Origin of the sequence: uncultured Roseibium sp., assembly GCF_947494555.1 — a bacterium.
Lineage (GTDB): Bacteria > Pseudomonadota > Alphaproteobacteria > Rhizobiales > Stappiaceae > Roseibium.
In genome coordinates this window covers 1,205,598-1,220,921 of record NZ_CANLVF010000001.1, presented here as the reverse complement: position 1 = coordinate 1,220,921, position 15,324 = coordinate 1,205,598, and the positions used below count along the sequence as shown (strand labels likewise).

Genomic DNA, 15,324 nt, shown 5'->3' with positions numbered 1-15,324 from the left:
GTGCCGAGCGCCTTCGGCTGCCTCCAGAGTTTTACGGAAGATCTGTGATACGCGAACAACTAGAACAACTTGCAAGAATCAAGGAACCGGAAGCCAGGTCAAAGCTGATCCGCACGCTTGTGGGCGAGTATGCACGTTCTGAAGAACACGAGCCAACCCCCGTTGAGCGTGAGCTGTTCTCGCGGATCGTTCTTTCTGTATTCGATCAACTCGATCGTGATGCGCGTTATGAACTGGTTGTCAGGCTCGCCAAAACTGATCGGATCATTGCCGACCTTGCGGATCGGCTGGCACAGGAGGACTATGCGCTTTCAGAGCCTGTCATTGAATGTTCGCCGATGATCAGCCAGTCGGCCCTGATGCACTTGTCCAAGGCGGGAAGCAACGACAAACGGCTGTCAGTTGGCCGGCGTGAAGATCTGACCGAGGAGATGAGCGACACCCTCATCGCGCGCAGTAGCCGGAGGGTGGTTCACATTCTCCTGAACAATCCCAAGGTCCCCTTCTCCGTCAAGGGCATGCTGGCCCTGCTCATATTCGCCAACACCGAAGTGGAAGTTCTTGCCGGCATGGCGAACCGGGCATTGAAGGACGAAGAGTTTCTGGAGACCCTGAAACTCATCCTCGAAACCGAATGTCCGCTCCTTCCCCCACCTTTGAAGACAGCGCTCGAGAACGACGATCTTGAGCGGCTTGCGGCCGCAATTGGTGACCTTGAACGCGACGGTGACATCGAAATTGATGGCGTCCGCTATTCCCGCCACGAGGCGAGCATCCAGATCGCCAACGGTGAATTGTCCTTTGACGCGATTTTGAGAACACTCTTCGAAGACGAACGCATCGATGCGGCGATCTGGTTGGTCGCACGCAAACTCAACCTGTCCGATGAAGTCGTTTCCGAAACACTGAAATCGGATGCAGACGGCGCAATCCTGCGTCTAATGCTGCAGACGGGCATCGACGACAAAACCTATCGTGATTTCCTCAAAGCCCGTTGCAAGTGGCTCGATCGCAATACGCGAACCATTCCGGAACTCGTCATGCGATACAAGGCAGAGCTCAAAAAACCTCAATACAACTCGGACACTTCATTCGCCTTGAGCGCCGTCGGCTGACTATTCACGCGCGTGAGGTCTGAAGATTACCGGTCGTCCTTCAAAGGTCAGCCCGCGGGATCGCCTGCGGCTGTTTGAGCCGCCGCCTGATCATCCGGCGAGCGGTTCGGCGACATGTACTGCCTGCGGTATTCCTGCAGGAATGTCTCCAGGGAATCGGTATCGGCCAACCGGTTGGCAACTTCCAGGAATTCGACACCCTGTGTTTCGATGGGTCGTGTCACGACCTCGAAAGCAAGCGCCTCGGGGCTTTGCGCCATCTTCCCGGTGTACTTGGTCTGCAACCGCTCCAGACTGAGTTGATCTCCCGCCAGCGAATAGGCAATCCCGGCGCGCAGGACATCCCGGCGCTCCAATGCGTCGAGCGGGATATTGTCTGACCATCTCGACCCGTGCATCGCTTCCAGCTGTTCACCTGCGTCGCGCCAGCTTTCAGCGGCCCAAAAGGTGTCCGCACGAAGCCTGTCAACGTCGGTTCCACGCATGTTCCGGACCAGTTCAAGTGCCAGATCCGGACGCCCGCTCTCAGTAAGCGCCCGCGCTTCCACGATGTTTCGCTGCCGCTCAAGCGTGGATGGCAGGCTGGCTTGACGGGATCTGTTAAGAACCCGAAGCGCTTCATCCGCCTTGCGGTCCATCAGATAGATGGCTGCCAGGTCGGCCGCGATCTGCGCGCGCGCGGCGCCCTTCAGGCGATTGTCGACCTGATGCCGCAACAGTTCGGTTGCCTGATCCAGGAGGTCAACTTCCACGAGACGCTTGGCAAGCTGACGCACCATTTCGTCACCCTGACGTCCTATCGGTGTCAACTCCCGGAAATCGTAGTAGAGCGCAAGCGCTTTGACAGGCGGCATCTCATCCGCCTTGCCGTCAAGGAAAAGCGCGTTGAACAACCCGTTCATTTCTTCCTGTAACAAGCGGGTTGTATCGGAATCCGGATCAGCCTGGACAGCCGATTTCATGGCTTCGAAGGCTTCGCGATACTGGCCACGCTCGGCAAAGAGCTGGGCAAGGAAGCGAAGTGTTTTCAGCTCGACTTCGTCACCGCGCCAGGACGTGGCCAGTCCAGCGAGACGGTCGATCGTTTCGTCGACACTCGCTTCTCCATCCCGGTATCGGATCCGCAAGGCACGATATTCTGCTTCTGCGGCACGCGGACGGTCGTCGGAGCGCGTCACAAGGTCAAACACTGTGAGGGCTTCCTGTGAGCGGCCTGAAGCGTCGGCGACACGACCGCGCAGGATATCGTAGCGCGCGGCCTGTGCGGAGGTGACTTCACTCGGCTCGATCTCGGCCAGTACTCCGTTGGCCAGCCCGAAATCGTTCACTTCGACCAGCGCCTGCGCGGCCGCGAGTTTGAATTCCGTCTGTATCGCAGCCGGATAGTTGCCGACAACGGCCCGTCCCCGTGGCATTGCAATACGAGCCGGTGTCCAGTTTCCAAGACGGACGTCAACGATTGTCTGCCAGATAGCCGCATCGGGACTGTTTTTGAGATCAGGGCGGTTCAGATGCGTATAGGCTTCCTCAGGCCGGTCGGCCATTGTCTGCGCCGCCCCCATCATGAGGTTGAATGACGTGTCTTCGGCAAGAGCTGGCTCTTCTTCCAATGCAAGCGTCATCAAACCAAGAGCCTCTTGGGCAAACTGGTGCGCTAAGTAGAACCTGGACAGCTCAATCAAAGGCTTGCGACGCTTCCCGGCTGGTGAACGAGACAGTTTCCGCTGCAGCTCGATCAGTCTCGAGCGGTACGCGCCCGGCCCTTCCGTGGTGAGCGAAACGAACTCCACATTGGTACTTTCGGGATCGATAATGTTATTCAGCGCACCGGTGCCGCCACGAAGATGCCGGTTTGAAAGCGCGAGCCCGCCCTCGCGCTCAATGATCACATCGTCTCCGAGCACCTGCATGTTGATGCCATCCGACCTGGACACGATTGCGATGCCCTGGGCTGAACTAAGTGCCTCCAGATCGACGAATTTTTGCGGCTTGAGCAATCCACGAGGAGGACCGAAGCCCGTTACCAGAGAAATTGTATCACCTACAAACGGATCCACGACTTCCCGAATGTGCTGCGGGTCTCTGTAAAGAACACGAAGAACAGAACCGCCATCGCCACGAACATTTCGCTCCAGTTGGAGCGGGATGGATGGCTCAAGGATCATGTCCCCGATGACTAGCGACCAGGCGTTGCCATCGACGCCAACAGTCGCAAGCACGGGATCATTCATGTCCAGCCGCAATATCTGGTAATCTTCAAAATGCTTTACTTCGATTGTCTCGGCCGTTTCGGCAAGGGCCGACGCCATACCGCGCGTGTCGATCGTTGCATCAGTGTCGAAGACCAGCCAGATGCTGTCATTCCGACGAAAGACCGCGCTTGAAACAGGCTCTGAAAACGGGAAGACAACGCGTACCGTATTGCCTATCCGCCGTGCCTCGGCCGAGACGAAATTCCGCACTTCCTGGGCAACACTTTCCGGTGGGCGCTCCGGAGACGGCCTTTGGGCCTCAAACTCGCTGCCCCCGTTTGCGCGCCAAACTTCAGGTGACGCATTTTGCCGGGTCGGCAGTTCGATTGCCGCCGGTACACCACTACCGCCGAAAGAAGTGCTGCCCTGCATCTGCACCGGTTCGGCGACATCGGGCTTTTCAGACATCTGTGCGGCAGTATTTTCGTTTGCCGGCTTCAAGGTGGGTATTCCATTCCCACTGGAAGCTGCAGCTTCATTTTGACTTGAACCGATCGGTTGCTTTGAAAGATCAAGCATCGGCGCTTGCCGCGCAGGTTCTTCTTCCTGGGTGATAGCCGGTACCGGTTCGGTCTCCGTCAGCGGTAAAGCACCTGGTGACGCCTGCGCCAGCAACGCCGGCCTCTGAACGATACGCTCGTCTGCATTCTTTTCAGCCTGCCCAGGCAAAATAGATGACGTGATCAAGACATCCAGATCGCCGCCGGGAAGGACGACGGTCTCTGGTAAGGTCACGCCCGCTTCCGGCGCAGGAACGGTTTCGACCGCCGAGGCGGTCGCTATCGAAAAAGTGTCTTCGGGCGCCCCGTCCCCAGGTGCTTGAAATAGAGCCCCGTTTGTCTGTTGCGGCGGGTCCAGCGCCTGCACAACCGGTTTTGCCCGTGGCGCCTGTGCATCAGCATCGCTGCCGACAGCCCCCGTGAGCAGACTATCGTCTGGTCCTAAGCGCGCAACCTCCAGGAGACCCGGAGAAGACTGAGTTGTTTGGACAATAGAAGACTGTGATGGAGCCCTGGCTTCTTCGTCGCGCGCTTCATTCCCGATCGGAACAGCCGTGTATGCGGGGGATTCGTCGGCACGGGACTCCTTGAGAGCGCCGCCAGAACTTCTCCCGGACATCACCGGCGGCAATCCTCTGGGGTCGCTGACCTCACGCGTGTCCCGAAGCCCCGGTGCCGTAATCATGTTCTTCCGGTTTTCATTGTCGGCAACAGAGAGTTCTTTGTTGATCAGCGCGTTGGCCGGGTCGTTGACTTCCATATTCTCCGGCGTCACGTCGATGACGTAAGTCTGCTCTTCACGGAAGGCGCGAATGTCGACCGAAGGTTCGACGCGCATCAGGAACTTCAATTTCCCCTTATCGAGAAAGGAAGTTGCGTCGACGACACCTTGCGGGAGATGCGCCCGCAAATGTGAGATATCGAGCTGCGCCGGATGATTGAAGGTCAGTTTGATAATATCGTTTTCACGAACAAAGGCCGTGTCGAACTTGATCGACCAATCGAAGACAAGCCGTGTAAATGTCGGGTGTTCACCGACATGCAAGGTGACTTCCGGTCCTTGCTGAGATTTCAGCCGGGCCTGTTCAAGCGCGCGCACCTTCCGCATTGCAGCTTCTGCACGCTTGGCCAGTTCCCGCACGACGTCGTCAGGCAGCCCCGGCGGCAATCCCTGCCAGCTCATCGGGAGGATGTCGACGAAGAGTTTTTCACCGGCTTCCAGCGTGTTGATCTGATACTGGCTTTTCAGTGCAAACCGGATCGCGCTCCCGTCCGGATCGCGCCGTGCAATAGTCACATACTCTCCAAGATCAAGCGGAACGTCATCGACCTTGATATCGACGGGATCTTCAAATGAAATTCTAAGAACACCGCCCGTGATGACCGCGTCGTAGATCGGCAAGAGTGTCCGGTCCTTGAAGGTCAGGACGAGCCGTCCGTACCCTTCTTCAGGGATCACTTGAAGATCTACCGGTTCAAGTGTTTCCGCTCTGGCAGAATTGGAGAAAATGAAAAGCGCTACAAAGACACAGGCAAAAACCGAGACAGCCAGACGAAACGGACCGCGCACGCGTTCCGCGCGGATAAATTCACCGCCTGTGTTCGATTTGAGGGTGGATGCCTGCAAGTTGTTCAGTCCTCGGATGCCGCCAACACGCTATTGTTAGTTAAGTGTTCTTAACGTGCCCTTACGCGAGCCCCTCAAATCCGAATAGTTCGGTCGGATTCGCTTGGGATAAGTGCAAAGTTTTCGGGCAGGAATTTCGATCGGTGCCGCGCCGGGCATGCACCTGCTTCAAGCTGTTGTCTGGAACGTGATCTGGACCCATCGGCTGCCTCCGCGCTCTAAGGAAAGTCGCTAATTCGATGGTATTTTCGGCAACATCTCCTGCGCCGGTGCCTTTGCCTGCATCGGCTGCGCAACCGGCGCCGGGGCCGAACTGTTGCTGGCGATCGCAACTGTCAGTCGTTCAGCTGCCTCCGGAGACATTTTTGCAAGGACGTCGGCCATCTTGCGCGGCTTCATTTGCCGCACGACTTTCAACAAGATAGGCAGGCTCAACCGGTCGAAAATACGCGCCGCGTCTTTCGGCTTCATTGTCTCATACATGGTGACAAGCCCGGCCACCTCGTTCTCTTCCTGTTGTTTCTTCTTTTCGACGACAGCTTCAATGCGCTGTTCAAGTTTCTTCAGTTCATCGACACGCTTTTGAATGCGCTCTTCCGTCGCCTGAAGCAGCTTCTCGCGCAGATCGAGCTGTCCTTCCTGCTCCTGCAGCGTCTCGCGGCGGCGTCCGAGACTTTCCAGGACGGCACGTTCGGCGGCGGACCCACCAATTTCCAGGGTGTCCGGCAAGACAGGCTGAGCCGGCAAAGCTGGAGCCGGTGTCTCGGCATCGACCGTACCCTCGGCTATCTCAGTTGTCATTTCATCACCACCGCCAACATCGGAGGCAGCGGTTTCCTGTGCGACCGCGCCGTTAATGGGCAAATTGCCGCTGTCCGTCCCGAAGGTCAGACCAAGCAGCTTCAAGGCAAGCAATGCGCTCGCTGAAACACCCAATAACGGCAGCAATCTCAAATTCATGCGGCAGCACCATTTCGTCTGCGGAACTGTTCAAGTCGTGCGGTTGCTTCCGCCGCCGCACTTCTGATGTCTGCCGTTCGACTTGCCCTTTTCCGTTCCGGCTCGTGAGTCACAGGCTCTGGAACGGGCTGGGCCGGTTGCGCCGGATACGCAGCTGTATGCTGTGTATATGCGGCGGGTTCGGCGGGCGAACGCACGGCATAACCGTCGCCTTGAGGCGCAGCTTGCTGATGAGTCGAAGCTGCCCTCGCGGCCTCTGCAATCTGAGTAATTCGGGTAAATATTTTCTCACCCTCGCCGACCTGTTCGGCGAGATTGCCTGACATGGTTTCCGCTTGTTTAAGCCGGGTCCCGAGCACCTTGTCCGCTTCCGATGCCGTTGTCTTCAGACCGAGAATGGCGCGTTCCGCGATCTCGGTTGCGGTCATGAGTTCCGAGATCGTCGCACGCAGGACTTCCTCGTCGGCTCTGAGGCGCTGAAGCCGCCGGTTCAGCATCCAGCAATACCCAATGGTGATAAGCAACAGAACTGCGACCAGACCCTCGATGATCATTCCGATTGGCAGTGTGCTCATGGTTGCTCCATTTCGTTTTGCATCGCGCGCTCGAAGGCCGCTAGCGTCATCTTGGGTTTGCGCAAATTCTTTGCGACCCGAATAGCAATGGAATCCTCGACCTTGCCGAGCGTGCCTTCAGTCAGAGGAACGTTGCCGCACTTGACCGTCACTGGATCGGCTGGGTCGAGATCGAAGACAAGCGTTTGACCGATATCGAGACTGAGCACGCGGCTCAGCGGCAGATAGGTCTCATGCAAGACGGCATCGACTTCGACCTCCGCGGCGTAGATTTCGCTCGCCAGGTGACCCTCCCAGATCGGATCTCGGCCGAATTTCTCGCCCATGAACATCTGCAGGAGAAGATCGCGGATCGGCTCCAGTGTTGCATAGGGCATCATGATCTCGACGGAGCCGCCGCGATCTTCCATGTCGATGCGCAGTTCGACGAGAATCGCGGCGTTCGCCGGACGGGAAATGGCGGCAAAACGCGGATTGGTCTCCAACCGTTCCAGATTGAAGTGCACCGGAGACAAAGGCGCAAACGCCTGCTCGGCATCCTGCAGAATAAGCGCGACCATCTGCTGCACGAGGCCGGTTTCGATGGTCGTATAAGGACGGCCCTCGACGCGGACGGCGGACGTACCGCGCCCGCCTCCAAGGAGAACATCGATGATGGAATAGATCAGGCTCGATTCAACGGTGATCAGGCCGAACCCGTCCCATTCCTCGGCTTTGAAAACGCCCAGAATTGCCGGCAAGGGAATGGAATTAAGGTAGTCGCCAAAACGTACGGAGCTGATGGAATCGAGAGAAACCTCGACGTTGTCCGATGTGAAGTTCCGAAGCGAAGTCGTCGTCAGCCGCACCAACCGGTCGAAGACGATTTCGAGCATTGGCAAACGCTCGTAAGAGACCATTGCCGAGTTGATCAGCGCGCGGATCCCGCTTTGGTCGCCGGCGATCGTGTCTTCAATATTAAACCCGAGGAGGTTGTCGATTTCCTCCTGGTTCAGAACACGGTCTGCGCCCCGGGTCGCATTTTCCAGATCAGGCTCGCTGTCGTCGATCATCGCCGCCCATTGAGCGGCCATATCGTCCGAACTGCCGGCGCCCTGCTCTTCGAGCGCAGCGCCCCAGGCCGCGGCTAGATCGTCATCGTCGTCGCCACCAGCACCCTGCTCCGCAAGGGCCGCACCCCAGGCATCCGCCATGTCCTCTTCGGACAGATCGTCGTCGTCGCTATCAGCCATTCGTCATGTCACTGAACAAGGATTTCCTTGAACAGAACCCCTTCCACTTTGGCCGGATAAACCGACAAGTTGATCCGCCTGAGCAATTCTTCCTTCAAGCGGAACAAACCGGCTGACCCTTCCAGGTCGGCTGGGCGTAGTTCACGTAGATAGATTTGGAAAGCATCGAGAATGCGCGGCAGGAATGGTGAAATCTGATCGATCATTCCCCGGTTTTCGACTTCAAGCGCAATGCGCACCTTCAGGTAAGTTGTCCGCCCTTCCGTCGCCAGGTTCACGGTCATTTCCGGCAGGTCGTAGAACACCACCGGCTTTTGCACCTCGACCGGCGCCGCGCCTTCGCCCTGCATTTGCATTGGAGCGCTGCTTCCCATCAGGAAGTAATAACCAGCCCCACCGGCAGCAAGCAGGACGACGAGACCGATACCACCAAAAAGAAAGAGCTTTTTCTTTCCGCCACCGGACGTACTTTCGACCCCTTCTTCCCCCACATCTTCAGCAGCTGCAGTTTCGTCAGCCATTGCGAACTCCGCTCATATCAAGCGCTCGCGCGCGATATTTATTACTAAAGAGTTAATGGTTAACGAATGGTTACCAGGCCATTAACGCGAGTCACTGGGCAAAAATTGCCAAGTGGTTAACTTCTGCCGGAATCTATTGCCGTGCGCACCCATGCCTTTCGGCTTTTACCCAGATTTCCCAACGATTTAAAAACTGGCACGCCGCGTGCATTAACCTTAACGAGCCCACCGGTCTGGGGAGACAGGCAGGCTCTTCGGGGAGCAAAAGGGACCGTTCGAATGGAGAACGCACTACTTATTGGCCTGTCGCGGCAAACCGCTTTGCGGAATCAGCTCGACGTCGTCGCCAACAACATGGCGAATATCAACACCTCGGGCTTCAAGGCTCAAAATCTTCTGTTTGAAGAGTACATGATGCCGATCGCGGAAGCGACCGAGTTCGAGGCGCAGGACGAGACACTTTCCTACGTTCTCGACTATACGTCTCACACCGATTTCTCAAACGGCAGTTTCAGGACAACGGGCAACGAACTGGACCTTGCGCTCGAAGGCGAAGGTTTCTTTGTCATGCAAATGGCGGATGGCACAGAAGCCTATACACGGAACGGCGCATTTCATCTGGACGCGGACGGGCAGCTGGTCACGTCCGAGGGAAGGCCCGTTCTGACGTCGGCCGGTCCTGTCACTTTCACGCGCGAAGACGGCATCATCGAGATTTCAGCGGACGGGACGATCGCGACTGAACTCGGCGTTCGGGGACAGGTCCGGATTGCGACCTTCGAAGATCCGCAAGCGCTGCAGAAACTCGGCGAAACCGCCTTCGTCGGCGAAGAAGCTCAGGTCCCCGCGGGAACCAGAATAGTACAGGGGGCGTTGGAACAGTCGAATGTGGACGGCGTGTTCGAAGTCACCAGACTGATCGAAATCACAAGATCTTACGAGGCCGTGTCGAAGATGCTGAAGGACGCTGACGAGTTGCGTCAGCAAGCCATCTCGACGCTCGGCAGAATCCAGGCCTGACCGGCACTAGGGAGCTAGGACAATGAAAGCACTCCAGATCGCCGCTACCGGCATGAAGGCGCAGGAACAAAACGTCGAGGTCATCTCGAACAACGTAGCCAACATGCGCACCACGGGCTTCAAGAAACAACGGGCGGACTTTCAGGACCTGCTCTACCAGAACCTGCGCAGAATGGGGACGGAGACCTCCGACGCTGGTACGATCGTACCAACTGGCGTGCAGGTCGGCTCGGGTGTCAAACTCGCCTCCACTGCACGGATCATGTCGCAAGGCTCTCTCGAACAGACAGACGACTCGCTAGACATTGCAATTCGGGGAGAAGGCTTCTTTCAGATCGACCTGCCGGACGGAACGACCGGATACACCCGCGACGGATCCTTCGAACGCGACGCTGACGGTCAACTCGTTACGGTCGACGGTTACACAGTCAATCCGGGCATCACGATCCCTGAAAACATTCAGGATCTGACCATCTCGAACGATGGGTCCGTTCAAGGCGTCGACAACACGGGCACGACCCAGCAGCTCGGGCAGATCCAGTTGGCGCGTTTCGTCAACAAGGCTGGCCTGGAAGCGATCGGTGACAACCTCTTTCTGGAAACCGATGCAAGTGGCGCAGCGGAATCAGGCAATCCAAGTGACAACGGTTTCGGTAGCCTTCAGCAGTATTTCCTTGAAATGTCGAATGTCGACGCCGTTACGGAAATCTCTGATCTGATTGCCGCCCAGCGCGCCTATGAGATGAATTCGCAGATCATCCAGGCTGCCGACGAGATGTACTCGACCACCACCAACCTTCGCTGACACAGGATCGTTGAGATGATGAAACACCTTTACAAAGCCGCAATTGGCTTGCTGCTAACGGGTTTCGCCAGCGGAACCGCGTTGGCTGAAGAACCACCGGTCCTGCGCTCGCAGGTCATGACCCTGTCGGAAATCGTCACCGTCGGAGACTTTTATTCAAACGCCGGTCTGCATGCGTCGAAGCCGCTCTTTCGCTCTCCTGACATGGGGACATCCGGCAACGTTGCCGCCGGCATCGTGGCCGAACGCGCCAGGGCGGCAGGACTTGAAACAGCAGGAACTGACGGTCTCAGAAGCGTTGTCGTACACCGCGGTGCGACCAAAATAGATCGCGATCAGCTCGAAAGTCTTGTTCGCAATGCGCTCGCAGGGCGCAACGCCGCGCTCGGCCCAGACGTTCTGGACGTCAAACTGCTGCAGGCACCAGACCGCATCCTGGCGGATCCGAAGGTTGCCGACCCGATACGGTTCGATCGTGTCGACTGGTCCGAAACAAACGGACATTTTGTCATCCAGGTTTCGGTCGCGGTCGAACACGGTACCGAGCGTCTGACGTTGTCGGGCGTTGCACACGAGATGGTTGACGTTACCGTTCTTGCCCAGCCTTTGCGCCGCGGCGATCTCCTGAAGGAGGAGGACCTTACGAGCATGCGCCTCATGCGGTCCAAGGTACCCGCCGGAGCGCTGCTTGCACCCGAAGAGATCGTGGGCAAGGAAGCAAAAACAAACATTCGCGCCAACACCCCGCTGTCGCACAGAAGCTTCCAGAGACCGGTTCTCGTCAATCGGGGCGACAAGGTCACCATCACTTTCAACATGCCTGGCGTGAAACTCACATCGCGCGCCAAGGCGCTTGATCCCGGTGCCAAGGGAGACGTCATCGACGTGATGAACCTCCAGTCGCGTCGCATCGTTCCAGCGACCGTCACCTCACGCGGCCAGGTGCGCGTTCACGCCACCAATCCTGTTGTTGCCAGCTTGAACAGCGAGACCAACTGATGTTGAAAACCCATTATCGCCAGCTGCTTGCAAGTATCGCTATGGCAGCGCTTGCCGCCGGCTGCAGCACCGCCGACCAGCTCGCACAAGTCGGCCAGCAGCCTGCCTTGAATGCAATCCAGGACCCGACCACGACGCCCGGCTACCGGCCGGTGCAAATGCCGATGCCGGAGCCGCAGCAGGTGCATTACAATCCGAATTCGCTCTGGCAGTCCGGAAGCCGCGCATTCTTCAAAGACCAGCGCGCCAGTCAGGTGGGTGATATCCTGACCGTTGTCGTGACGATCGACGACGAAGCCGAGATCGAGAACACCACGGAACGGAACCGGACAGAATCGAACGGCGCCGGTGTAGGTGGCGCGCTCGGCACGGCTATCGACACCATCTTCCTGCCCGCAGGTACCGCCGCCAGCGACCTTGCAAATGTCGGAAGCAACTCAAGCTTCCAGGGCGCGGGAAGCGTTGACAGGGAAGAGACACTCCAGACCCAGATCGCAGCGGTTGTTACCCAGGTGCTGCCGAATGGCAATCTTGTGATCGAAGGCAGGCAGGAAGTCCGCGTGAACTTTGAAGTACGCGAGTTGATCGTCGCCGGTATCGTCCGGCCTGAAGATATAACCGCCAATAACCGCGTAGCCAGCGAACAGATTGCCGAGGCACGGATCGGCTACGGCGGAAGAGGTCAGATCACGACAGTTCAGCAGCCGCGCGTCGGTAATCAGGTCCTGGATATACTGCTGCCATTCTGATCCGGTTTATTCGAATTTCAGTCCCCCGGCCAGCTTCGGACAGGGTGTTCTAGAAACCTTGTCCGTAGCGGCTGAAAACGGGCACGGCATCTCGCTCCCCGAGTGCCGTGCCCGTTCTCTTGTCTGGGATGACGCATTTCTTGCAAACGACAATTTGCGAACTGTTCCCCAGATCCAGAAAAATTAAGGTGTTCCCGTACCTGCAATTCCCCGCCCAAAGGCCGCTTGAAAATTTCCGGATTTGTATGTCTCATTGTCACAGGACTGTAATTCAGTCGACATACCTGACATCCATCCGAGCGTGCGAGTCATGGAAGGCCCTTCGGGTGCTTCCCTCGCCCGCGTCTTGCAAGCCATTCAGCTGAACTGGAGAAAAATCATGTCTAAAGTAAACGACTTTTCCCTCTCGCGGCGCAATCTCCTCCTGGGCACGGCTGCAGCAGGAATGATGACAGCGCTCCACCCCTACTCCGTGCTTGCGGCAGAAAATTCGGCGCATATTCGCTTGATGGAAACCACCGACCTTCACGTCCACGTTTTTCCGTACGACTATTACGGCGACCGCCCAATCGACACCGCCGGTCTCGCCAGAACCGCGACTTTGATCAGACAGATCCGTGAGGAAGCCACAAACTCCGTGCTTGTGGACAATGGCGACTTTCTGCAAGGCAACCCCATGGGCGACTTCATCGCATATGAACGCGGTATGCGGGAAGGAGACATTCACCCGGTCATCAAAGGTATGAATGTGCTCGACTTTGATGCCGCAGCGCTCGGCAATCACGAATTCAACTACGGTCTGGACTTCATGATGAAGGTCATGGCAGGCGCCAACTTCCCGGTCGTTTGCGCCAATCTCGTCAAGGGCACGACCCTTGCTGCAAATGCCCGCGAGGATTCGCTCTTCATGAAGCCGTATGTGATCCTCGAAAAGGAGATCAAGGATGGCGCCGGCAATATGCATCCGATCAAGATCGGTTTCATTGGCTTCGTTCCACCGCAGATCATGAACTGGGACCGCCGGCATCTCGAAGGCAAAGCCAACGCGCGGGATATTGTTGAATCCGCAAAGGCATTCGTCCCTGAAATGCGTGAACAGGGTTGCGACCTCGTGATCGCCCTGTCTCATTCGGGCATCGATTCCAGCGATTATGCCGAGGGCATGGAAAACGCCTCCCTTCATTTGGCGGCAGTCGGCGGCATTGACGCGGTTTTCACCGGTCACCATCACCTGACATTTCCGGGCCCTGACTATGAAGGATTGCCAGGTATCGACAGCACAAAGGGAACGCTGTTCGGAAAACCCGCCGCGATGGGCGGTTTCTGGGGTTCCCACCTCGGTGTCATCGATCTGATGCTGGAACGCGACGGCAATGGCTGGCGTATCGCAAATTTCCTCACCGAGGCGCGCCCGATTTTCAAGAAAGAAGGGCGAGATGTGACGCCGCTGGTCGAGAGCCAGCAGGATGTGCTCGACGCCGTGACCGAGGATCACGAGGCAACGCTTGCCTATGTCCGCCGCCCGGTTGGCAAGACATCCGCACCGCTTCATTCCTATTTCGCGCTCGTTGCAGATGATCCGAGTGTCCAGATCGTTTCAAATGCGCAGACCTGGTACATAGAGCAAATGCTCAAAGGAACCGAATGGGAAGAACTCCCGATCCTGTCCGCCGCTGCCCCCTTCAAGGCAGGTGGCCGTGGCGGCGCGGAATACTATACGGACGTGCCGGTCGGCGACGTCGCCATCAAGAACGTTGCAGACCTTTATCTCTACCCGAACACCGTAAGGGCCGTCGCCATCAAAGGAAGCGCGGTAAAGGAATGGCTGGAGCGGTCCGCAGGCATTTTCCAGCAAGTGGAACCGGGCAAATCGGATCAGCCCCTGATCAATTCGGAGTTTCCGAGCTACAACTTCGACGTCATGGACGGCGTCACATACGAAATCGACCTGACACAACCGTCCAAGTACGATCCGCAAGGTGAATTGATCAATCCGGATGCGAACCGGATCGTGAATTTGCAATTCGACGGAAAGCCCTTGGATTTGGACCAGACCTTTGTCGTGGCAACCAACAACTACCGGGCAGGCGGTGGTGGCAATTTTCCCGGCATCAATGACGATGTCGTGGTGTTTGTGGGCCCCGATACCAACCGTGACGTTCTGGTGCGCTTCATTGTCGACAAGGGAACGATCGACCCTGCAGCGGACACGAATTGGAAGTTCAGCCCGGTCCCCGACACCACGGTCCTGTTTGAAACCGGCCCTGGAGGGACGAAACACGCCAAGTCGGTGCAAGGCGTTCGTATTGAACCGGCTGGCGACGGCGCAGACGGCTTCGCCAGATACAGGATCACGCTCTAACGGGCAGGTTCCGCAAAAAGAAAAGGCCTTCCTGGATCAGGAAGGCCTCAAAGTCCCTGGAACCTGCCACAAAGCCGGCAGGTCAGCCGTTTTGGAAATCAGTCGTCGCGATATACTTTCTCGCGACGCTCATGCGCCTCCTGAGCCTCGATCGAAAGCGTTGCGATCGGTCTGGCTTCCAGGCGCCGCAGGGAGATCGGTTCACCGGTCTCCTCGCAATATCCATAACTCCCGTCCGCAATTCGTTCCAAAGCATCGTCTATCTTTGAAATGAGTTTGCGTTGTCTGTCCCGTGCGCGCAGCTCAATGGAGCGGTCTGTTTCAGACGATGCGCGGTCGGCAAAGTCGGGGTGGTTCTGGCTCTCTTCCTGAAGGTTCGTCAAAGTCTCTTTGCTTTCCTTCAGAATCTCGTCTTTCCATGCAAGCAGCTTGTCTCGAAAATACTCGCGCTGCCTGTCGTTCATAAACGGCTCGTCTTCCGAGGGTCGATAGTCAGACTCAATTTCAACCGTCATCGATAGCTCCGGATTACCGTTAGGCCGCGCGCAATATATAGCCGGTTCTGTCAGCCGACAACGGTTCATTTCCGAAAAATATCATTAAAAAA

Annotated in this window: 12 protein-coding genes; 6 read left to right on the top strand and 6 right to left on the bottom strand. The window is 57.2% G+C overall.

Annotated features, from left to right (window positions below):
* Positions 1–44: 44 nt before the first annotated feature.
* Positions 45–1,115, top strand: coding sequence for a DUF2336 domain-containing protein (locus tag Q0915_RS05480; protein WP_299474397.1), 1,071 nt, complete (start codon positions 45–47; stop codon positions 1,113–1,115).
* Positions 1,116–1,162: 47 nt separating this feature from the next.
* Here the strand turns inward: Q0915_RS05480 and Q0915_RS05475 are convergent, their stop codons facing one another.
* From Q0915_RS05475 to Q0915_RS05455, 5 genes are all read right to left on the bottom strand, one after another.
* The gene (locus tag Q0915_RS05475) at positions 1,163–5,494 is read right to left on the bottom strand and encodes a hypothetical protein (protein WP_299474394.1); all 4,332 of its coding nucleotides are present in this window, start codon (positions 5,492–5,494) and stop codon (positions 1,163–1,165) included.
* A 231-nt stretch (positions 5,495–5,725) separates the two neighbouring features.
* The gene (locus Q0915_RS05470) at positions 5,726–6,454 is read right to left on the bottom strand and encodes a hypothetical protein (protein WP_299474389.1); all 729 of its coding nucleotides are present in this window, start codon (positions 6,452–6,454) and stop codon (positions 5,726–5,728) included.
* Positions 6,451–7,029, bottom strand: a complete 579-nt coding sequence (locus tag Q0915_RS05465) for a DUF6468 domain-containing protein (RefSeq protein ID WP_299474386.1) — start codon at positions 7,027–7,029, stop codon at positions 6,451–6,453. The genes Q0915_RS05470 and Q0915_RS05465 overlap by 4 nt, the downstream gene beginning before the upstream one ends.
* Entirely contained in the window at positions 7,026–8,261 is a 1,236-nt protein-coding gene (gene fliM, locus Q0915_RS05460; protein WP_299474383.1) for a flagellar motor switch protein FliM, read from the bottom strand. Before fliM ends, Q0915_RS05465 begins: the two co-directional genes overlap by 4 nt.
* Positions 8,262–8,269: 8 nt before the next feature.
* On the bottom strand, positions 8,270–8,782 hold the full coding sequence (locus Q0915_RS05455; RefSeq protein ID WP_299474380.1) for a flagellar basal body-associated FliL family protein: 513 nt from the start codon (positions 8,780–8,782) through the stop codon (positions 8,270–8,272).
* Between the two features lie 279 nt (positions 8,783–9,061).
* Between Q0915_RS05455 and flgF the strand changes: the two genes are divergently transcribed.
* From flgF to Q0915_RS05430, 5 genes are all read left to right on the top strand, one after another.
* On the top strand, positions 9,062–9,802 hold the full coding sequence (gene flgF / locus Q0915_RS05450) for a flagellar basal-body rod protein FlgF (protein WP_299474378.1): 741 nt from the start codon (positions 9,062–9,064) through the stop codon (positions 9,800–9,802).
* Between the two features lie 22 nt (positions 9,803–9,824).
* Positions 9,825–10,607 carry a flagellar basal-body rod protein FlgG gene (gene flgG, locus Q0915_RS05445; protein WP_299474375.1) on the top strand — a complete coding sequence of 261 codons (783 nt, stop codon included), beginning with the start codon at positions 9,825–9,827 and terminating at the stop codon, positions 10,605–10,607.
* Positions 10,608–10,622: 15 nt separating this feature from the next.
* Complete coding sequence (gene flgA, locus Q0915_RS05440) at positions 10,623–11,606, top strand: flagellar basal body P-ring formation chaperone FlgA (RefSeq protein WP_299474372.1); 984 nt, start codon at positions 10,623–10,625, stop codon at positions 11,604–11,606.
* Entirely contained in the window at positions 11,606–12,355 is a 750-nt protein-coding gene (gene flgH, locus Q0915_RS05435; RefSeq protein ID WP_299474369.1) for a flagellar basal body L-ring protein FlgH, read from the top strand. Before flgA ends, flgH begins: the two co-directional genes overlap by 1 nt.
* Before the next feature lie 379 nt (positions 12,356–12,734).
* Entirely contained in the window at positions 12,735–14,717 is a 1,983-nt protein-coding gene (locus Q0915_RS05430) for a bifunctional 2',3'-cyclic-nucleotide 2'-phosphodiesterase/3'-nucleotidase (RefSeq protein ID WP_299474366.1), read from the top strand.
* A gap of 98 nt (positions 14,718–14,815) precedes the next feature.
* On the opposite strand, the gene dksA is transcribed toward Q0915_RS05430, so the two are convergent.
* Complete coding sequence (dksA, locus tag Q0915_RS05425) at positions 14,816–15,232, bottom strand: RNA polymerase-binding protein DksA (protein WP_299474363.1); 417 nt, start codon at positions 15,230–15,232, stop codon at positions 14,816–14,818.
* Between the last annotated feature and the right edge of the window lie 92 nt (positions 15,233–15,324).